Source organism: Enterococcus sp. AZ179 (assembly GCF_050498885.1).
Classification (GTDB): domain Bacteria; phylum Bacillota; class Bacilli; order Lactobacillales; family Enterococcaceae; genus Enterococcus_D; species Enterococcus_D entomosocium.
Window position 1 is genome coordinate 904,996 of sequence record NZ_JBMHEO010000001.1, and the last position, 19,012, is coordinate 924,007.

Consider the following 19,012-nt stretch of genomic DNA (forward strand, 5'->3'; position numbering starts at 1 on the left):
ATGCTTTTTTACAAGTCAGCTATCAGGCTTGTATTTTCTTGACCAGTTATAACAAGCGCCCAATAAATTAGATTCATTGCCGAAACGACAGGCACAAATGTTTGGCACGATAACAGTACTAGGAATCTGCTCAGCAATCATAGCTAATCGTGCGTTTACATGTGGGATCAAGAAACGGCTCGCACTGATTCCACCGCCAATCAAGATGATTTCCGGATCAATCATATACTGCAGGCTATAGCAAGCCGCCGCCAGTTTATCGACAAAATCAGCTACTACTGGCAGACATCGCGGATCTTGTTCTTGAACCAGTGTATCAATACGCTGGCCATTGATTGTTGGGTCTCCGATACGTTTTGCTGTTTTCTCTACTAATGTTCTGGTTGACCCTGCGATGCTCCAAAGTTCCCAATCCTTCCTTTCGGTCGGAAAAAGCAGATAACCAAACTCTCCTGCTAGTAAGTGTTTGCCGCGAATCAATTGATGATCGATCATCAAGCCACCGCCAACGGATGTACCTAGGACAATTGTCGCAAAGGACGCACAATTTTGAGCGTGACCCAACCATTTTTCTGCCAATAGCGCACAGTTGCCATCATTTTCGGCAGCAACTGGACATTGGTATGTACTGCGCAAATGCTTAACCAGTCTTTTACCAAATCCTTCATATAAAGGTGATGTCATCCCGATTTCTTGGCTTTGTGGATCAACCAGTCCCGTTGAGCTAATAGCGATGCCATCAAATGCTGCTGCATAGAATGCATCGATCTGTCGACATATACGTTGCGTGACTGTGGAATATTCCTTGTTCATAGGAAATTGAGTCAATTGTCTGCGTTCCCCTTGACTATTCACTAACCCACATTTAATAGCAGTACCGCCAATATCAATTGCTAAAATCCACATTTTCTTGACCTCGCAAGGTTTTCTTTTGTCTTGCATTCAGTATACGCAACCAATGTTTTCAGCGACCATATGTATTTCTTGCAACAATATGTCAAATCCGTCCAAGCCATAAAAAAGCCCGCAACGAAAGATATCTTGCATTTAGAAAGAATATACATTGTACATACAGAGATAGCTTCTCTGCTTATTTTTTTAGCACTTGAAAGACCTGGTTTAACGTTCAGCTTCACAAAAATGTTCATCATACAAAGCTAAAAAATAGAACTATTAGATACAATGTCTGAGAATTTTATAAACAAAGGAATCAGCTACTCCCGTTTTTTCTATTAAGATAAGCTATAAACAAAAAAACCGTCACGCATAAGACATCCTCTCATGCGTGATCGGCATTCTACTTACTCATTGAATTTTAGGAATAGATCAAACAATTTTAAGAACTTAGTTGCAGACTCTTGGTGTCACAACAAAAAATCTATTCGCAGTAAACTAATTTTGTTCTGTTCTTACACTCTGGTCACTTATTGCTCATTTGATTCATAAAACCTCAATAAAGCGCTTGTGCTCGTTCAATACAATTCCTGCTCCAAATAATCCACCAACGGAACCAAGTATTTTTTATCCGTCCAATCGCAATCTTGTCCATTGGCTTCCATGAGTACCTTCGTCTGTGGGTCATAGGTGTGTGGCTCTTTTTTAGCGGCCGCTTTTCTTAACATTTTCACTAAGGTTCGATCGAAAAAGTTCATTTTGCTTTCCTGCCATTGTCCTCTTCCGTAAAAAAAGGGGATGTCCTTTAGCGGACCCGTGAGATTCTGTTCTCTGAGTTTTTTCACTACCACTTTTTCAGGAACAGAAGCTCCCGCACAAAAGATGAGTATCTCTTTGCCTTTTAGCTGATTGCTATTCTTTTTTAAAAAGGACAGTCCAGCAATACCCGAAGCATAGATTCCCCCACAGAAGATAATTGTGTCATAATCCATTACTTCAGCTATTTTGGCTTTTGGGGTTTCTAGGCAGGGAAAAACTGTTGCTTCTTGAAGCCAGTGGACATACTTTTTGACAGCGCCGTATTTCGATTGATAAACAATAATGCCATTTTTCATGAGGAATTCCTCCCTGCAGTTAGGACTGCGACCTACTTTTTGTGCCATCTATTGCCTGTTTCAAAAACATCTCGTAAGCTTCTTCCTGTTGTGCATAGATTTCACCTAGTGGAATACCTGGTGTCGTTACTGCGAAAATCGTGCCGATTCCGATCGTGTAAATGAGCATATGCAAGTGCAGCTGTTTGGCGGTTTCTATGCTGATGTTCAAATCGGCGGCAATCCTTTTCGCTACTTGAGGATTCGTCTCCAACTGATACAGCTCTTCTAATGACGAAACATTCGCTCTTTTTTGTAAGACAAAAATTCTCAAAATTTGGGGTTCTTCTTTCGCCAATTGCAAATATGCGTGTCCGGTACTGCGAAACAGATCCTGGGAGTCACTATGGGCTTCTAAAAACTCTTGTAAAAATTGCCGTGCTCTCTGCTCTACTTCTGTCCGCAGTCCTTCCATATTGGTGCAATAACTATAAATGGGCTGGACTGAACAGCCTAACTTTTCCGCAATATTTTTGACAATCACTTGCTCCATACCGCCTTTTCGAGCAATCTCAAAAGCGGCATCAACCACCATTTCCTTTGTTATTCGTTGTTTTGGCATCCAAGACCCTCCTTAAGCACAAGTCACATTATATAAACGATTTATATAACTCGATTATATTCTTTTGTTCCTGCGAAGTCAATCGGGTCCAAGACACTACTCCCTCACTCTTTCTATTGAATAAAGAGCTGTCGGTTTCTCCCAAATCATCGTTCATAGGTTGTAAATCTTGCATTACTTCCCAGTGATTGCTGGCTCTTTTATCCGCACAAAAAAGGTACAGCCCACAGAAAAAGGCTGTACCGTTGATAATACGTATGGACTCTTTTGCACTCGAAGCTGCTAAACTTCTGGGGTGTCCTCTGGTGGTGCTTCGAGGATTGGTTCTTCCTCTTCATACAAGGAGGAAACCCGCGTATACCATTCAAACACATGGGTAATGATCACCTTGGCAGCCGCATAGACAGGAATCCCTAAAATGACCCCAACAAGACCAAACAATTTTCCTGAAGTCAAGAGGACTAACAGGATCGTGACAGGATGGATCGATAACTCATTTCCTAGAACTAATGGCGAAATCAAGCGTCCTTCAATGGTTTGCTCAATAACAAAAACGATCAGAACTTGGATCAGTAACACTGGTCCGCCGACGATTCCTAAAAAGACCGCAGGGATCATGGCCAAAAAGGAGCCTAAATAAGGGATCAAATTTAGAAATCCCGCTGCAATCCCCAGTGTGATGGCATAATCTAAGCCAATAATACTAAAGCCGATCATAAACATCACTGCGACCGCAAACGCCACTGTCAGCTGTCCCCGAATATAGGAGGATACCTGGTCATTCATTTCTTTTAAAACGATCAGTGACGGCTGGCGCATTTTGGTTGGTAAAAATTTGACAAAATAAGGGGCTAGTTTGCGGCCATCTTTCAGTAGGTAGAACAAAATAAACGGCATGGTAATGACCGCTAAAACGATCGTCGCAACGGCCCCGAAGAAACTACCTAGATTTTGAATCGTACTGCGGGAAAGATTTTGGACGATATCCGTCAGAGAAGAAATCAACTTCTCATTGGAAGCTTCGATCTGATCTTGGACTTGCGAGAAGATTGGATCAGACAAGATTTCATTCACCTTATTCTCAATAATCGTCAAATACCCCGGCAGATTATCCGCAAAACTCATGGATTGCTCTTGAATCTTAGGAATGATGACCACCACCCCCCAGACAATCAGACCAACCACCAAAACAAAAAGACCAAAAATACTGTAAATTCGTTTGATTCCTTTGCGCTCCAAATAGTCAACAGTGGGATTCATCAAGTAATACAAGATCCCAGCCAAAATGATTGGCAATCCGACGATGGCTAAAAATTGCCAGACAGGCTCAAACAAATATGAAACTTTCGTGAAGAGCAGCAAAATTAAGAGAATCAATAAAATGACCAGCAAGCTGGTCACTGCTTGATTGTTTAAAAACCATTTCCAAAACCAGGAATGCGGCTTTTTCTGCGTTTCTTTCATGACATTCTTTGCCTCCTAGTTGTACGCCACTTGCATGCCGACTTCGAGGTTCGGCAAAACAGTTGGCGTTAAATAAATCGCACTTGAAAGCGGTTCTTCAGCCGGCACTTCGTCAAAGACAAAGGTCACATGCTGGATCGTTTGCAGGATTTGGTTAGCCACCGTTCCTACATATTGGACTTGATAGGTCTGATCACCAAAAGTAATCTGATCCTCTTTCTTTACGACTAACTCTTGCGAATCAGGAATCGTTTGGATGACTGAATATTCTCGCAATGTATCGGTCGCTTCTTCCCCAAAGAAGATGATCATTCTTTCTTGCGAATCGATCGCTTGTGGACCAATTTCTTTGATCGTTCCTTTTTTCATATGACAAACTCCCCTTTCTATCTTCTCGTTTATTATAACATAAAGAGTTTTTCTACCCGCCCAAAACCGCATTCTATGGTAGAATTAAAGAGGAATGAAACTATTAGGAGGTTTTTTTATGTTGCAAACGATTTATTTGGGTACGTACACTCGTCGCGAAAGTAAAGGGATCTATTCGATCGCTTTAGATACGGAAAAAGGAACACTGACCGATTTGACCTTATGCGCGGAAGAAAAAAGTCCGACTTATCTTGCCCGCAGTAAAAAAGAAGCAGTTTACAGCGTCACAGAAGTAGCTGGCAACGGTGGCGCCGCTGCTTATACCCCAGACTTTACCTTGCTGAATACCGCAACGGAAGAAGGCGCACCCCTTTGCTATGTAGCAGTTGATGAAAACCGTCAGCTTTTATATGGTGCCAACTACCACAAAGGTGAAGTGAATGTTTATAAAATTCTAGAAGATGGCAGCATCGAAGCAACGGACAGCATCTACCATGATGAACCCGTCGGCTCTCATGAAAACCAAGACAAACCTCATGTCCATTATACTGACTTAACACCAGACCAACGTTTAGCAGTTTGTGACCTTGGAACGGACCGGGTCTATACTTATGATATTTCAGAAGATGGCAAACTGACAGAAGTAGCTGTCTATGTGGCAGAAGACGGAACTGGTCCTCGTCACTTAGTCTTCCATCCAAATAACCAATACGCTTACTTAGTGGGCGAATTAGACAGCTCATTGACTGTTTTACGCTACAATCAAGCAGATGGCAGTTTTGAGAAAATCCAAAAGGTGCCAACGATCCCTGCGGACTTTACGGATTTCAACAGTGGCGCTGCGGTACGGATCTCGAACGATGGACGTTTTGTTTACAGCTCAAATCGCGGCCATAATTCAATCGCTGTTTTTGAAGTAACCGATGAAGGCGCTGGCCTGGCTTTTATTCAATCAATCTCAACAGAAGGCGACTTCCCTCGCGATTTCGATTTGGACCCGACAAACGATTATCTGGTTTGTGCCAACCAAAATTCTGATAACCTAACGTTATACAAACGCGATGAAGCCACTGGCAAATTGACTGTCTTAGAAAAAGACATCTACGCACCAGAATGTGTCTGCGTCTTATTCAAAAAATAAAGTTTTGGAGGATTCCCCCATGTTTGATAAAACACCAAAGGAACTCGTGCTCAAAGATTTTTCTAATATCTACAATAAATGTCAATCAACCTTTGAACTAGTGACGAGCCGCAAATACAACGAATCATTGGTCCTATTAACGACTGCGGAAACGTATGCGATCGCTGAAAAAGCCTATATTCGCTGCGATACTGCCAAAGAGCTGCAAACAGCGGAAGTCATTGCTTTCTTTGATGCTTTTGAGATCTATTATTTTGAATTAAAACAAGTCCTTTTTCATGATGACGATGATTTTGTTTCTTTAAAAAATCGTTTAGAAAAAATGAAAGACACTTACGAAGCATTGACAGCCTCATTTCATTTGTTATGATGAAATCAAATCAAAAGTGAAAAAGGTGACGTTATGAACCAAGAACAAGTGTTGGATCGTTTACGAGAAGAATTGGCCATGCCATTTTTCGAAGCAAAACTAGAAGACAAAGACTATTCCGAAGAAGACTATCAACAAGTCAAAGCGGATTTGGTAAAATACTTTGATGACTATGTACGTAATGTAGAAAATTAAGAAACAGCCTGCGATGATTCATTCATCGCAGGCTGTTTTGCTATTATAACGTCACTAGAAAGTTTTGATTCGTCGTGGCTTCGATCTGAGGATGCTGTTTCAAATAGTCAGCAATCAGTTCCGTCATATCGACTTGTATCTCACGAACGATTTTTTCGGCAGAAAACATGGCGTAGTTGCCACCGCCCACGGCACGGTATTGGTTGATGACGATCTCTAATTCTTGGTCCATCGCAATGGCTTTTTCTTCAAAGTCCAAACGGGTGATTCGTTGACCAACGGGTTGACTAAGATCGATCGTATACTCGATGCCTTCATACATATCGTAGTTATAATATTGCGGTTTTGGTTCAATAAAAGCAGGATTGAAAACGATCTGACCGTCAACAACGGCTAAATAATCCGCCGTTTGTTCTAAAGCAGCTTTTAATTCGGCACCTGTTATTTTGACTACAGCTAACGTATTTGGGTAAATATAATTGGTAATCACATCCCGCATCGTGATGGTTGCGCCAAAGCCTTTGCCTTCATTGTTGAAAAGAGCAGTGCCAGAAATTTTGGCGCCACTGGCAGCCATCTGAACACGATTGATGAATTCAATATAAGGATGCTCTTTCAAGCGTGCCCCCATCGGATCGGTGATTCGCATATCCCCACTGACTTTGCCTAACGGCTGATCTAGCCATGTTTGTAACTCTTCTTCGATGGGTGCTAACAAGGCCAACGTCTCTTGATCTGGGACAGCATCCGCAACAGGGATCAACGCAGCCGTACTGTTTGTGACATGAACCCCTGTCTGATTTTTTTCAACCGTCAATTCGATGGCGCCGATAAAGCTTCCACGATAACCGGGCTGCACAACAGGGACACCATTGATTTTTGTGGCGATCTCACGATGTTGGTGTCCTGTGAAGAACGCATCGATTCCTGAGACTTCCTGCAGTAATTGATAGCCCTCATTTTCGCCAGTCAATAATTCGGTCGGTTCCCCAGTGACTAAATCACGCTCGAAGCCGCCATGGTAGCTGATGACAACGATATCGGCTTGTTCTCGTAAGTAAGGTACATAGTTTTTCGCCGTCTCAACAATACTGACAAATTGCATCCCGCGAATCGTCGCAGGTTGTTCCCAATGAGGAATATAGGGCGTCACCATTCCTAAAATCGCGATCTTTACCCCTTCTTTTTCAATGATGGTGTAAGCTTGCCCAAAGAATGGTTCCCCCGCTTCATTTAAAATATTGGCTGCAAGTACCGGCGTTTGGTAGCTGGCGATCGCTTCTTGCAAATAAGGCAGACCGTAGTTGAACTCATGATTGCCTAAGACATGAACATCAACGTCTAGGTGGTTGACGACAGCGGTCAATGCGGCAACGGAGTGCTGGCTTTTGGCAATGTAATAGCTTAAGGGCGATCCTTGGATAAAGTCGCCATTTTCGATCGTTACGACCGGTCCGGTGGCTGCTTGGCGCAGTTCTTTCATTTTGGTGGCAACTTTTGCCACGCCGAATCCTTGTTCCGTGTCATCGGCAAAATTGGTTGGATAGACATAGCCATGCATATCGCTCGTTTCTAAAAACGTGATTTTCATTCAAAAGACTCCTTTTCCCCTCAATACACCAAAAGGGCATGCGCATAAGTCGAAAACCCTCGAAAGCCAGCAAATTCTGCTTCCTTGCGTCTTCAAACCTTATGATACAAACCCTTTGGTGTTTCATCTCAGGTGTTTCCCTGATTATACCCTATTTTGACGAAGAAATTCAGAATTATTGGTTCCAAGCATCTTCTAATTGTGGTTTTGCGTTTTCAATCAATTGATCGACATCTTGATCTGTATTAGACAAAATGTTTTCCATGATTGAACGCATTTCATTGTAAGCAGGATCAGCATTTTCAATCACTGGGATCGAGAACAATTCTTTGGTTGCATCTTCTAATTTGGCAGCCACTTTTGTTTCAGGATTGTTTTTGTATTCATCGCTTTCCAAAACAGATTCAACAACTGGCATGTAGCCGGTATCGATTGCCCATGTTTTTTGCGCTTCTGGAGAAGTCAAGAATTTCATGTATTCAAAAGCAGCAGTACGTTGCTCTGGTGTTGCGCTGTTGAACATGTACAAGTCAGTTCCTTGTTGCAAGTTGATTGGTTCTGGACGAGCTGCTACGTCATATTCAAATTTGCCTTCGGTATCTTTTTTAACAAAACCTTCCCCTGCGATTGAGCCGACATACATTGCGACTTGCTCGTTGGCAAATGGTCCAGACAAGTATTGATCAGAACCAGCGATTCGGAAGTAGCCCTCTTTGACACCATCCAGGTAGTAGTTGATGACTTCTTTTGATTCATCGCTGTCTAGTTGCAAGTCTTTGTCAAAATCAACACCTTGGTTTTTCATTGCGATGGCGTAGTAGTTGTTTAATGAGTCAAAACCAGCACCTACTACTTCACCGTTTGATTTTTCAAAGATTTCTTGAGAAGCTTCTTTTAATTCTTCAAGGTTTGTCGGTACGTCAATACCATACTCGTCTAACATGTCTGCATTGTAGAACAGCATTTCTGTTGATTTGTTGAAAGGAATCCCGTATTGCACGCCGTCGATCTGCGCGCCTTCTAAAAGGGCACTGCGGATTTCTTCTTGGTCACCCCAACCGATAGTATCATCGTTGATGTATTCGCCAAGGTCAACCAACATGTCATCTTGGGCAGCATTCCATAACCAACCAGGATATGCTTGGGTGATAGTTGGTAGATCTTTTGGTGAAGGCAAGGTTGAATTCACCTTTGCTTGTAGATCAGAGTAGCTGGATTGGTTTTGCAATTCGATCTTGATGTTTGGATTTTCGTCCATGAATTGCTCCGTCAATTTCGTCAATGATTCTTCTTGCGCGCCATTCATTGCATGCCAAAAGGTGACAGTCGTATCATCGCTTAGTTCTGTAACGATTTCATCACTTTCGGTAGAACCAGATGAATCGTTGTTGTTTCCACAAGCCCCTAATACCAATGTCGCGGCTGCAGCTGCTGCAAATGCAAGTTTCTTTGTTTTCATTTTTTCCTCTCCTCTATCACTCTAAAATAATTTTTTCACCGCGTTGCGGCAATATTCTTTCACCATACGGATTCACCAGATTTTCTGGTTTCAGCGTATGGATTGGAACCAATCGTTGGGGCTCGATCCATGCAATGATCTGATCTAAATCAGCTGGTTTCGCATGTCCCGAGTTTGGCAAACGGACAAATTCGATCTCCAGTGCTGCCAGTTGATCCAAAAAGACTTGATAAGCTGGATCAAAATCGCCTAACGGCTGCGCATCACTGTGAATATACAAACCACCCGGCTGCAAGTTTTCAAAATGCGCGACTGCTTGCCAAAGGTACTGGCTCGTGTCGGCACATAATGCCTGATAAGAAATGGCGAAGGCTGGATCGAGAGTCGCTGGTACTTGATCATCGATCGTATAGAACGGTACATCTTTATTGAAAATTTCTTTCAATAAAGCAGCTTGGGTCGCCTCTAAAACAACCGTCCGTGGCGCGGCTTCAACAAGTGCCATAAAGCGCTCAACATTGGCTGGATAGCCATTGAAGGTAATTTGTCGTTGGGGATTTTCTTTGACCAAACGCACGAAGGTCTCAATCAATTCTGTTTCACTTTCCACCGTGATCGCTTTGGGGTCCGGTTCTCTTTCTGGGAAGCTGATGCTGACCCCTTCCATCATCAATAGATCCGTGTGTTTGGCTAATTGACAGAATTCTTTGGTACGCTCTGGATGATAGCCATGCAAACGCAAATCACCGGTATAAGCGATAAAATGATCCGGCGTGCGAATTAACAAGGCTGCCGCACCGTACGCATCATGATCGACTGGAATGATCTCGACTTCGATTTCCCCGATCCGAATCACATCATGGGGTTCTAAGCCGATCAATTCACGGACAAAGCTTTTTTCCTCATGAGGAACGGGCAGCAAGAAGTCCCCTTTTTGATTCAATACTTCGAGGATCGCTTTGGTTTCCTTCAAGGTGTACATAGGAATATTTGGGTCTAAAAAGTTGATCATCTTGGAATGATCCAGATGGGCGTGGGAAAGAAAAACTGCTGTTTCTTGGTATTCTTTCGTTTCGCTTCCTTGGTACGTGTAGTCTAAGCGTGGATCGTAGACATTTTTCAGTTCTGGTATCCAGCGATGCGCAACTAACGTTTGTAATTCTTCATCTGGTAAGGGTGTTTCTGGATGATACTCCGAACCGAAATCAAAAAAGATATGGGCATCTTTGTACGCAACTTCGATGACGGTTCCTCCAATCGTTAAAATTCCGCTATGGAAGGTGATCGTTGTTTTATCCTTTGATGCCATCTTTAGCCACTCCTTTGATAATTTCTTTTCTAAAGATCAAGTAAATGATCAGAATTGGAATGACGGTCAAGGTCGCTGCCGCCATTTGTAAATGAACGTCACTGCCGCTTTCTGTGGTAAAGGCAGCCAATCCATTATTTAAGAGACGGTATTTTTTCTCATTCGTCACTAACAACGGCCATAAGAAAGAATTCCAGCTAGAGATGAACGTCAGAATCCCGACTGTCACCAAGGCTGGTTTAGACATGGGGATCAAAATTCGGCGGATATAAGCTAGGTCGCTGGCACCGTCAATTTTGGCTGCCTTATAAAAGGTATTAGAAATACTTTGTAAATAACCGTTTAAATAATAGATGTAAAAAATACTGGTCAGAAACGGAATGATCAAGGCACTATACGTATTCAATAAGCCCATTCGAGCAATCGTATTGTAATTGGTAAAGATGATGGATTCATAAGGAACCATCAGTAAGGAGATCATCAAACCAATCACGAGACGCTTGTATTTGAATTCAAGACTCGTTAATGCAAAAGCAGCTAAAATTGCCGTGATCAGCGTCGCTATGGTAGTGACCGCTGAAACAAAGACCGTATTGAAGAAGTAGCGTAAAAACGGTGCTCGGGTAAAGACTTCCCCGTAGTTGCTCCATTGGAAGGACTCTGGCATGATCGTCGGTGGAATACTGGTTGCTTCACTGTAGGTCATTAGACCAGCTAAAATCATATAGACAAAGGGAAACAGCGTGATCACTGCTAAAATTGCTAAAAACAGCATCGAAACAATCGTGACAATTTTTTTCATTCGTTTATTCGCCCACTTTCTTCAAAAGTTTATTTTGGATAAAGGTGACGAGCAAAATAATGATAAACAAGATCACGGTTGCCGCCATTGCAATCCCCGGACGTCCGGCGATATGGAATTTGTCGTAGATATAAAAGACTGCTGTCGTGGCACTACGAGCGATCCCTGGCTGGCCGCCAAACAAAGCATATACTTGGGTATAAACTTTAAAGGCACTGATCAGATTGACCGTCAACAAGAAAGCAAAGGTCGGGATCAACTGCGGAAAGGTGATTTTCCGAAAAATTTCGCCATCGGTAGCGCCAAACATTTTTGCGATTTTATAATGTTCTTTGTCGATGTTGCGCATTCCTGCCAACAAGATAATAATGTTGAAGGCGAGGCTCGTCCAAACGCCGAAGATGATCAAGGTCGTCATACTCATGTTGACGTTATCTAGCCAGTTGACTGGCGCAATGCCGACAAGACCTAGCAGATAATTAATGATCCCGTAAGAGCCATTGAAAAAGTAACGAAACACGATCCCGATCGCAATCGTACTTGTGACATAGGGCATAAAGAAGATCGTTTCAAAAAAACTTTTGTATTTGACTTTTTCAAAAATGATCCAAGCAATCGCTAATGAGAGAATCAGCGAGATCGGTACGACCGCAAAAGCAAAGAGCGCCGTATTTTGCAGTGCTCGAAAGAAGACTGGGTCCGTTAAAACCCTTTGATAGTTCTCAAGCCCAGCATACTGTTGGTTAATCAAGGTTCCTTTTTGGAAACTCATGATGAAGGAACGAAACAGCGGATATACACTGAATAAGAAAATAATGACCAATGAAGGCAGTAAAAACAGCCATGCTTTCGGTTGGTTCTCAGGGTTATAATTTTTTTTGAACATTAGTAGACCCGCTCTCCTTTTTCATCAAAGATAAAGGCTTTTTTGTAATGAAAATCAAATGACACTTGCGCGCCTTCTTCAATGATCTCTTCAATACTAACGATCGATTTCATATGTTTTGCAGCCAGATCAAAGTTCAAGATTCGTTCTCGTCCGATCAGCTCCACACTCTTGATTTCTGTTTGGAACAACCCCGTTTGTAAGGTGGTCAGCACATCTTCTGGACGAATACCTAACGTATATTGGCCGTCTGTCAATGGTTTCTTGAAGCGAATGTCGGTAAAGCGGTCAACTGGGATCGTGAATGCTGGATGGATCATTTGTCCCTCTTTGACTTCTACTGGCAAGATGTTGATGATTGGATTACCAATGAATTTCGCTACGAAAAGATTGTTTGGTTCTAAGTAAAGGTTTTGCGGATCATCATTTTGTTGAATGATCCCTTCATTCATCAAAATAATCTTATCACTGATAGAAAGAGCTTCTTCTTGGTCATGAGTCACGAAGATCGTAGTGATTCCTACTTCTTTGACTAACCGACGAATTTCTTCACGGATCTTCAAGCGCAAACGGGCATCTAAGTTACTCAATGGTTCATCCAGCAGTAACACTTCTGGACTTTGCACCAAAGCACGAGTAATGGCGACCCGTTGCTGTTGTCCACCGGAAAGGGTTCCTGGTTTTTTCTGACTTAATTCTTCAATATTGGTCAGCTTCATGAACTTTTCAGCAATTTTCTGTGCTTCGTTTTTCTTGATTTTTTTCTCTCCGACTGTCAAGGGAAACATGACATTTTCTAACACAGTCATATGGGGATAAAGGGCATAGTTCTGAAAAACAAACCCGATATTGCGGTCTTTCGGCTCCGTCTTAACAACGGAAGTACCATTAAAGCGGATATCACCATCGGTGGGACTTAACAACCCCGCGATCAAATTCAATATCGTCGATTTCCCGCAACCACTAGGTCCCAACAAACAAACCAAATCGCCTTTTTCTATTGTAAAATCTACTGCTTTCAAGGCTTCGAACTTATTATCAAAAACCTTCTTCAACCCGACTACTTCTATCAAAACTGCCCCTCCATTTTCTCTTTTTCCTCCGAATAGTTGACTGGCATTTCAAGTCACAAAAAAAACGAACTCTTGATGTTTCGGTCAAACGCTCAAAGAAATTCGATTTTAATCATAACAAACGAATGTTTTTATTCGATACTATTATTGTAAATGTTTTGTAAAAACCAATGGGAATTATGAAAGAATTTTTAATTAATTTACCAAACAATGAGAAAACGATGAGTGATTCAAAGGGAATTCTACCCGCTAATCCCGAACATTTCGTCATTTTTCGAAAATTTTCATGAAAAAATGAATGAATTTTATCAAATATACATACCTGTGTATAATAACACTATTTTTACACAGCTTTTTTATCAAAAGCACCCTTATTAAATACTTACTAAAATCGTCAGTATCTCTCCGATTAAAATAACAAAAAAGGACGGTTTTCCCAAAGAAAACAATCGTCCTTTTTCCCCTTCAGTTATTCGACTTCATCGATCGTCAACGTCAGCAATTTCGTTGAGACTTGCTCAAGAAAATAACGGTCGTGTTCAATGATCAGCATAGAAGGCTCCACCAAATGGATTACTTCCTCTAATTGCTTCTGATTGAAGACATCCAAATAATTCAGAGGTTCATCCCAGATAAACAATTCTGCTGGTGTTGCTAATGATTTGGCTAGTTCCACGCGTTTACGCTGCCCCATGCTCATTTGCTGGATCGGCGTTTGAAAAACAGCTCTTTCCAAGCCAAGTTTTTTCAAATTATTTAGCAGATCTTGATAATTCAAGCCATGTTCTTGGGCAAACTCTGTCAGCATCCCACAATTGTCCTCGTAGTTTTGTCGAACATAACTGATAGTGATCCCATGGGCTGTTTTGATCGTCCCTGTCTGCTGTCCTTCGAAAGTACCTAAAATACTCGCAATCAAACTGGACTTGCCAGATCCGTTGGCCCCTTGAATCCCCAAGCGCTCTTTTTGACGGATCGCAAACGTCAGCGGTTTAAACAAAGGCTTCTCATAGCCGAGCTGAAAATGCTCTGCTTCCAGCAACACGTCATGATGGCTAACAAGCGGGGTCATTTTCAGAGGATCGATCCACTCAATGTCTTTTAACAACGCAGACTTGTCTTGAATTTGATCTTCCATCCGTTTAACGATCGCTTTCGAGCGCTTCATGGTCCGTGCCGCTCGGGCACCGATCGCCCCCGTATCATAGATTGCCCCACTGCCTTTTTTGGTCGGCGACCCTAATTTGTCCCGTTCGCGTCCTCGGGACCACTCCGCTTTCTCGGCTGCCGTCTGCTTCAAACGACCGATTTCTTTTTTCAACTTGCTGTTTTGTTCTTGCTCATAGGCATCTTTTTGCTGCTTTTGCAGTTCATAAACTGAATAATTCCCTTTGTACAACACCAAGCGGCTTTTTTCGATCGCCAATACATGATCGACGACTTCATCGACAAACTGTCGATCATGGCTCACAACGATAAACCCGGTTTTTTGCTGCAAATAGCGGGCAACATGTTGGCGAGCGGTCACATCCAAATGGTTGGTTGGCTCATCGATCAAAGCAAAATTCTCTTCATCAACGAACAAACGCGCCAATAGAACTTTCGTTTGCTCGCCGCCAGATAAAGTGGCAAAGGGCCGCCAAAGAACTTCTGGATCAAGTTGCAGCAGGTTCAATTCTCGTTCCAAACGCCACTGCTCAAATTCACCGGATTCTTGTAAAACAAAAAGCGTCAGTTGCTGTTCGTCAGCGACTGTTAAGGGAAAATAAACGAATTGCTGCTCATGGGTAATCGAGCCGCTATAAGGCAATTCATTGAGCAGCAAACGCAGCAAGGTCGTTTTGCCGCGACCATTTCTACCAATCAACCCTAATTTCCATTGTGTATCAAGGTTCAAGTTGGCATCCTCAAAAAGCAACCGTTCCTGGCTATCAAAGCCAAAAGTTAAATGATTAATACTGATATTCGACATAAATATACCTCGTCTCTATTCACGGAATAGAGTAGACCTAAAGCTATTTTCAGAATCAGTTTTTAGAGGTACACAAAAAGATCCTCCATTGAAAAAGTCAACCAATCCTGAAAATCTGCAGACTATCCCCTTGGAGGAACAGTTTCATGCAGCTTTCAACAAATTGGTTAATTTTTCAATGGAGGATCCCTCATTTCGTTTAATAGTGCCCTAAGTATAGCATTGATCGACAAAAAAGCGCAAGCTTGCTATTCCTTGCTATTTCAACTTTATATTTTGTTCACAAACTATCCCCGCTTTTGATGGAAACATTTCATTAAAAAACAAAAAAAAACCATCAGGTTGGTTAGTCCTGATGGCAAAAGGAGTAAAATGAAAAATAAAAAGGTTGTTGGTTGTGAATTCATTATACCTCCGATAAAAAAATTTTACATGTGAAAAACATAACAGTTAAATTAAATAACTCTTGTTTAACTTGAATGTTTATCATTTTTTTAACAATAAAGCGGTCATCCGTTGGATAGCAAAAGAAATTTCGTCCGTTGCTTCATCTTGCTTAGCTTCAGCTGCATCAAAGGCTTCTTGGTCGATTTTGTTATCCAGACTCAAAATCATCTCATCACAGCCGGCAACATATTTCATATACGCTCGCTCGAATTTTTTATGGATCCCCATCACATTCGCTGGTGGACGCAATTTGCTGATTTTTTCCAGCATCAAGCGGTATTTGTCCGTGCCTTCTTTAAAAATTCTGGTAATCTCAGCTAGCCGCTCAGGTGTTACCTCTGCTTCTTTCTTCTCGTCGATCGCTTTGCGGATCTCTTCATAATTGGGATTCATTTTCTCCCCGATCGCTTCTGTTTCTTTGACAAGATCGTTGATTGTTTGTACATAAAAACCTAAGTTTGGTCGCACAGTGGGTCCCCTACTTTCTTTGTTATTATCTTCTATTTTACCGTTTCTTGCTGCAAATGAAAAGGTCAAGAAACAGCCATAGGGTTTATCGAAAATAAGCCAGCAAAAAAAGGCCTGCTGCCCATGGAGAAGGACAGCAGACCATTCGTTGTTTTTCTGTTTATTTTTGGCTTATTTGCGTCCCATTGCTCGTTGGATCGCTTTGACGATCTCAACGACTGGAATGATCGCAAAGGAGGCGCCTAAAACGATGCCCCATTGATACAAGTCAAGGTGTGCGACACGGAAGATATCATTCAATCCTGGCACAATGAAGATCACTAGCATCAACGCAAAGGACAACAGGATCGCCCAGTTGAAGGCTTTGTTTCTAAATGCTCCTACTTTAAAGAGCGACTGATGGATCGATTTGACGTTGAAGGCATGGAACAATTGCATCAATCCTAACGTGGCAAAGGCCATCGTTAAGGCATCGGCATGGATCGCATCGTACGTATTGTGGACGGGCCATTGGATCGCTGACCAATAAACGAACAGCACGGTTGCCGCTTCTAAGATCCCTTGGTAGATGATACTACTCATCACACCACCGGAGAAGAAGTTGGAACTGCGTCCCCGCGGTGCATGCTTCATTAAATCTTTTTCAGCAGGCTCCATTCCTAAGGCAATTGCTGGGAAGGTATCCGTTACTAGGTTGATCCAAAGCAAGTGGATCGGCAATAGCGAGTCCCAACCCCACAAGGTTGCTAAGAACAAGGTCAAAACTTCCCCTAGGTTAGCGGCTAGCAAGTATTGAATCGCTTTTTGAATATTGGAGAAGACTTTACGTCCTTCTTCCACCGCTACGACGATCGTAGCAAAGTTGTCATCGGCTAAGACCATATCGGAAGCACCTTTAGAAACTTCGGTACCTGTGATCCCCATGCCAACACCAATATCGGCTTGCTTCAGTGATGGTGCATCGTTGACCCCGTCACCGGTCATGGCAACGACTTTGCCTTCTTGCTGCCAAGCTTTGACGATGCGGACTTTATGTTCCGGCGATACCCGCGCATAGACTGAGTAGTGGGCTACCTTTTGGGCAAACTCTTCTTCGCTCATTTTATTGAGTTCAGCGCCGGTCAAGACAGCATCATCATCGCCCGGTTTGATGATCCCTAAACGTCCCGCAATGGCTTCAGCTGTATCCCGGTGGTCTCCGGTGATCATGATGGGACGAATCCCAGCTTCTTTGGCTAAACGTACCGCATCGGCTGCTTCTGCCCGTTCTGGGTCAATCATTCCGACTAAGCCAGCAAAGACCAAATCATTTTCGACGATTTCTGATTCTAAGTTTTCTGGCACTTGATCTACGTATTTGTAGGCCATTCCCAATACCCGCAGCGCTTGTTTTGCCATATCGGTATTGTTGAATAAGATTTTTTCTTTTTCTTCATTCGTCATTGGTAGCTCTTGGCCATCCAATAGTACTTTTGAGGTTCTGCCTAATAAGACATCCGGTGCACCTTTGACAGCAACTAAATAGCGGCCGTCTTCTTGTTGGTGGATCGTACTCATAAGTTTTCGGTCAGAATCAAAGGGCAGATCCGCTACCCGTGGTTCTTGATTGACGAGATCCCGCACATGGAATCCTTGATCCATCCCGAATTGCACCAATGCGGTCTCGGTCGGATCACCGATCAAGTTGCCTTCTTCACCAAATTTTGTATCATTGGCAAAGTTCATGACTTTTAATGCCATGTTGTCTAACGGAATATCTTCTGAAGCAGCATGTTGTTTGCTATTGACATACAATTTTTCCACGGTCATTTGATTCAACGTCAAAGTACCAGTTTTATCAGAAGCGATAATATCGGTTGCCCCAAGGGTTTCAACCGCTGGTAATTTACGGATCACTGCATTTCGTTTCGCCATTACTTGCGTACCTAAGGCTAAGATGATCGTTACGATCGCTGGCAGCCCTTCTGGGATCGCCGCTACTGCTAATGAGATCGAAGTCAATAGCATGTCGACCCATGACGTATTGTTAAAGATCGTTCCAACAAAGAACATGATCACTGCAATGATAATGATGGCGATCGTCAGGAATTTTCCTAGTTCATTTAAGTTACGTTTCAATGGTGTTTCGGTTTCTTGGGCGCTAGCTAGCATGCCAGCGATTTTCCCAACTTCGGTTCCCATTCCTGTATTGACCACGACCCCTTTTCCGCGGCCATAGGTCACATTACTGTTTGAATAGGCCATATTGACGCGATCGCCGATCCCGACATCCGTCCCTTCGATGACAGTCAATTCTTTTTCGACTGGTACGGATTCACCGGTCAAAGCGGCTTCTTCAATTTTTAACGAACTTGCTTCTAAGAGGCGTAAATCTGCCGGTACGACATCGCCAGCTTCTAATAGGACAATATCCCCCGGAACCAATTCATCGCTCTTGATGGTGACGGTATGACCATTACGCAGGACATTGGCATTTGGTGTGGACATTTCTCTTAGTGCTTCGATGGCCTGCTCTGCCTTTGCCTCTTGAACAACACCCATGATCGCGTTGATAATGACAACTGCTAAAATAATAATTGAGTCCACGACTTCATGGGAAACGACTGCTGAGATAATTGCCGCCGCTAGCAAAACGATGATCATCAAATCTTTAAATTGCTCAAAGAATTTTTGTGCCATCGATTTCTTTTTGCCTTCTTCTAATTCGTTGGGACCATACTCAGATAAGCGTTTTTGCGCTTCATCGTTCGTTAATCCATTGGCATCTGTTTGCATTTCTTCCAGAACATGCTGCGCTTCTTGTGCATAAAACGCCTGCGATAGCTGCTCCTTTTTGTTTTCTTCTGACATGTTTCT

At 42.6% G+C, this 19,012-nt stretch carries 17 protein-coding genes; 3 read left to right on the forward strand and 14 right to left on the reverse strand.

Annotated elements, in window-relative coordinates; genetic code table 11:
• Nucleotides 1–15 precede the first annotated feature (15 nt).
• The 5 genes from IGI88_RS04270 to IGI88_RS04290 all read right to left on the reverse strand — a co-directional run bounded on the left by IGI88_RS04270 (nt 16) and on the right by IGI88_RS04290 (nt 4,443).
• Nucleotides 16–942: an ROK family protein gene (locus IGI88_RS04270; RefSeq protein ID WP_429960246.1), complete on the reverse strand. Its 927-nt coding sequence runs from the start codon at nt 940–942 to the stop codon at nt 16–18.
• 530 nt (nt 943–1,472) lie between these two features.
• A complete protein-coding gene (locus IGI88_RS04275) occupies nt 1,473–2,009 on the reverse strand; it encodes a flavodoxin domain-containing protein (protein WP_429960247.1) in 537 nt (178 codons plus the stop codon).
• Nucleotides 2,010–2,028: 19 nt separating this feature from the next.
• Nucleotides 2,029–2,610 (reverse strand): TetR/AcrR family transcriptional regulator, encoded by a 582-nt coding sequence (locus IGI88_RS04280; RefSeq protein WP_429960248.1) that lies wholly within the window; start codon nt 2,608–2,610, stop codon nt 2,029–2,031.
• 282 nt (nt 2,611–2,892) lie between these two features.
• The gene (locus tag IGI88_RS04285; RefSeq protein ID WP_005233743.1) at nt 2,893–4,074 is read right to left on the reverse strand and encodes an AI-2E family transporter; all 1,182 of its coding nucleotides are present in this window, start codon (nt 4,072–4,074) and stop codon (nt 2,893–2,895) included.
• Nucleotides 4,075–4,089: 15 nt separating this feature from the next.
• The gene (locus IGI88_RS04290; RefSeq protein ID WP_034878298.1) at nt 4,090–4,443 is read right to left on the reverse strand and encodes a PTS glucitol/sorbitol transporter subunit IIA; all 354 of its coding nucleotides are present in this window, start codon (nt 4,441–4,443) and stop codon (nt 4,090–4,092) included.
• A 118-nt stretch (nt 4,444–4,561) separates the two neighbouring features.
• Here IGI88_RS04290 and IGI88_RS04295 point away from each other — a divergent pair, with 118 nt between their 5' ends.
• Genes IGI88_RS04295 through IGI88_RS04305 form a run of 3 tightly spaced genes read left to right on the forward strand, consistent with a single transcriptional unit; the run spans nt 4,562 to nt 6,149 of the window.
• Complete coding sequence (locus tag IGI88_RS04295; protein ID WP_429960249.1) at nt 4,562–5,584, forward strand: lactonase family protein; 1,023 nt, start codon at nt 4,562–4,564, stop codon at nt 5,582–5,584.
• A 19-nt stretch (nt 5,585–5,603) separates the two neighbouring features.
• Nucleotides 5,604–5,954 (forward strand): hypothetical protein, encoded by a 351-nt coding sequence (locus tag IGI88_RS04300; protein WP_005233740.1) that lies wholly within the window; start codon nt 5,604–5,606, stop codon nt 5,952–5,954.
• A 33-nt stretch (nt 5,955–5,987) separates the two neighbouring features.
• The gene (locus IGI88_RS04305) at nt 5,988–6,149 is read left to right on the forward strand and encodes a hypothetical protein (protein WP_005233739.1); all 162 of its coding nucleotides are present in this window, start codon (nt 5,988–5,990) and stop codon (nt 6,147–6,149) included.
• Between the two features lie 43 nt (nt 6,150–6,192).
• Here IGI88_RS04305 and IGI88_RS04310 read toward each other — a convergent pair whose 3' ends face one another.
• The 9 genes from IGI88_RS04310 to IGI88_RS04350 all read right to left on the reverse strand — a co-directional run bounded on the left by IGI88_RS04310 (nt 6,193) and on the right by IGI88_RS04350 (nt 19,006).
• The gene (locus tag IGI88_RS04310) at nt 6,193–7,740 is read right to left on the reverse strand and encodes a bifunctional metallophosphatase/5'-nucleotidase (RefSeq protein ID WP_016621908.1); all 1,548 of its coding nucleotides are present in this window, start codon (nt 7,738–7,740) and stop codon (nt 6,193–6,195) included.
• Between the two features lie 175 nt (nt 7,741–7,915).
• Complete coding sequence (locus IGI88_RS04315; RefSeq protein WP_429960250.1) at nt 7,916–9,199, reverse strand: ABC transporter substrate-binding protein; 1,284 nt, start codon at nt 9,197–9,199, stop codon at nt 7,916–7,918.
• Between the two features lie 16 nt (nt 9,200–9,215).
• On the reverse strand, nt 9,216–10,508 hold the full coding sequence (locus tag IGI88_RS04320; protein WP_429960251.1) for an MBL fold metallo-hydrolase: 1,293 nt from the start codon (nt 10,506–10,508) through the stop codon (nt 9,216–9,218).
• Nucleotides 10,492–11,310 (reverse strand): carbohydrate ABC transporter permease, encoded by an 819-nt coding sequence (locus IGI88_RS04325; protein ID WP_005228015.1) that lies wholly within the window; start codon nt 11,308–11,310, stop codon nt 10,492–10,494. Before IGI88_RS04325 ends, IGI88_RS04320 begins: the two co-directional genes overlap by 17 nt.
• Nucleotides 11,311–11,314: 4 nt before the next feature.
• The gene (locus IGI88_RS04330) at nt 11,315–12,196 is read right to left on the reverse strand and encodes a carbohydrate ABC transporter permease (protein WP_008379450.1); all 882 of its coding nucleotides are present in this window, start codon (nt 12,194–12,196) and stop codon (nt 11,315–11,317) included.
• Complete coding sequence (locus tag IGI88_RS04335) at nt 12,196–13,269, reverse strand: ABC transporter ATP-binding protein (protein WP_005233711.1); 1,074 nt, start codon at nt 13,267–13,269, stop codon at nt 12,196–12,198. Before IGI88_RS04335 ends, IGI88_RS04330 begins: the two co-directional genes overlap by 1 nt.
• 469 nt (nt 13,270–13,738) lie before the next feature.
• Nucleotides 13,739–15,241: a ribosomal protection-like ABC-F family protein gene (gene abc-f, locus IGI88_RS04340; protein ID WP_429947799.1), complete on the reverse strand. Its 1,503-nt coding sequence runs from the start codon at nt 15,239–15,241 to the stop codon at nt 13,739–13,741.
• 486 nt (nt 15,242–15,727) lie between these two features.
• Complete coding sequence (locus tag IGI88_RS04345) at nt 15,728–16,156, reverse strand: hypothetical protein (protein WP_005228008.1); 429 nt, start codon at nt 16,154–16,156, stop codon at nt 15,728–15,730.
• 171 nt (nt 16,157–16,327) lie between these two features.
• Entirely contained in the window at nt 16,328–19,006 is a 2,679-nt protein-coding gene (locus IGI88_RS04350) for a cation-translocating P-type ATPase (RefSeq protein WP_005233705.1), read from the reverse strand.
• Nucleotides 19,007–19,012: the final 6 nt, after the last annotated feature.

Excerpts from the sequence above, each read along its gene's own strand:
- IGI88_RS04315 (WP_429960250.1), bottom strand. The coding sequence starts at position 9,199 with ATGAAAACAAAGAAACTTGCATTTGCAGCAGCTGCAGCCGCGACATTG.
- abc-f (WP_429947799.1), bottom strand. The coding sequence starts at position 15,241 with ATGTCGAATATCAGTATTAATCATTTAACTTTTGGCTTTGATAGCCAG.
- IGI88_RS04325 (WP_005228015.1), bottom strand. The coding sequence starts at position 11,310 with ATGAAAAAAATTGTCACGATTGTTTCGATGCTGTTTTTAGCAATTTTA.
- IGI88_RS04290 (WP_034878298.1), bottom strand. The coding sequence starts at position 4,443 with ATGAAAAAAGGAACGATCAAAGAAATTGGTCCACAAGCGATCGATTCG.
- IGI88_RS04270 (WP_429960246.1), bottom strand. The coding sequence starts at position 942 with ATGCAAGACAAAAGAAAACCTTGCGAGGTCAAGAAAATGTGGATTTTA.
- IGI88_RS04305 (WP_005233739.1), top strand. The coding sequence starts at position 5,988 with ATGAACCAAGAACAAGTGTTGGATCGTTTACGAGAAGAATTGGCCATG.
- IGI88_RS04330 (WP_008379450.1), bottom strand. The coding sequence starts at position 12,196 with ATGTTCAAAAAAAATTATAACCCTGAGAACCAACCGAAAGCATGGCTG.
- IGI88_RS04350 (WP_005233705.1), bottom strand. The coding sequence starts at position 19,006 with ATGTCAGAAGAAAACAAAAAGGAGCAGCTATCGCAGGCGTTTTATGCA.
- IGI88_RS04320 (WP_429960251.1), bottom strand. The coding sequence starts at position 10,508 with ATGGCATCAAAGGATAAAACAACGATCACCTTCCATAGCGGAATTTTA.
- IGI88_RS04275 (WP_429960247.1), bottom strand. The coding sequence starts at position 2,009 with ATGAAAAATGGCATTATTGTTTATCAATCGAAATACGGCGCTGTCAAA.
- IGI88_RS04280 (WP_429960248.1), bottom strand. The coding sequence starts at position 2,610 with ATGCCAAAACAACGAATAACAAAGGAAATGGTGGTTGATGCCGCTTTT.
- IGI88_RS04310 (WP_016621908.1), bottom strand. The coding sequence starts at position 7,740 with ATGAAAATCACGTTTTTAGAAACGAGCGATATGCATGGCTATGTCTAT.
- IGI88_RS04295 (WP_429960249.1), top strand. The coding sequence starts at position 4,562 with ATGTTGCAAACGATTTATTTGGGTACGTACACTCGTCGCGAAAGTAAA.
- IGI88_RS04285 (WP_005233743.1), bottom strand. The coding sequence starts at position 4,074 with ATGAAAGAAACGCAGAAAAAGCCGCATTCCTGGTTTTGGAAATGGTTT.
- IGI88_RS04300 (WP_005233740.1), top strand. The coding sequence starts at position 5,604 with ATGTTTGATAAAACACCAAAGGAACTCGTGCTCAAAGATTTTTCTAAT.